At 75.2% G+C, this 746-nt stretch carries 1 pseudogene; it reads right to left on the bottom strand.

What is annotated here, in order from left to right:
• Positions 1–453, bottom strand: a pseudogene (locus CCN42_RS37690) (phosphoribosylamine--glycine ligase); the annotation flags it as partial.
• Between the last annotated feature and the right edge of the window lie 293 nt (positions 454–746).

Genomic DNA, 746 nt, shown 5'->3' with positions numbered 1-746 from the left:
CTTGCCGGCGGCGAGACCGTCGTCCTTCACGACGTACGGCGCGCCGAAGGCGTCGAGCGCCTCCTCGACCTCTTCCGGGGTCGTGCAGACGTACGAGCGGGCCGTGGGCACGCCCGCCCCCGCCATGACGTCCTTGGCGAAGGCCTTGGAGCCCTCCAGCTGCGCGGCCTCCTTGGACGGGCCGAAGACCGGGATGCCAGCCTCGCGGACGGCGTCGGCCACCCCGGCGACCAGCGGGGCCTCCGGGCCTACGACGACCAGCTCCGCACCGAGCCGCGTGGCCAGCGCGGTCACCGCCGCGCCGTCGAGGGCGTCGACCTGGTGCAGCTCGGCCACCTCGGCGATGCCGGCGTTGCCGGGGGCGCAGTGCAGCGCGGTGACGGCGGGGTCGAGGGACAGGGAACGGCACAGGGCGTGTTCGCGGGCGCCGCTACCGATGACGAGGACCTTCACGGGGTCAGCCTAACCGGCGCGGGGCGGGGCGGTTTGTGCGGGCGGCCGAAGGGGCCGGGGTGGCGAGGTTGTCCGTTTCTCCAAAGCGCGGGCCGGGGAGGCCGGAGCCCGCTGCCCGGCTACTCGTTGGTGAACTCCTCCACCACCGTCGCGCCCAGCTCGCGCACGATCAGCTCCTGGCCGGAGAGGGCCGACTCGTCGAGGTCGGGATCGTCGTCCTCGGGGATGTCGTCCTCCGGGGCGACCGGAGCGGGGGCCGGTTCCGGCGCGGAGGGCGGCGCAGGCACGGGGGC

Origin of the sequence: Streptomyces glaucescens (genome assembly GCF_002154375.1) — a bacterium.
Classification (GTDB): Bacteria; Actinomycetota; Actinomycetes; order Streptomycetales; family Streptomycetaceae; genus Streptomyces; species Streptomyces glaucescens.
This window is presented reverse-complemented; position numbering and strand designations above follow the sequence as displayed.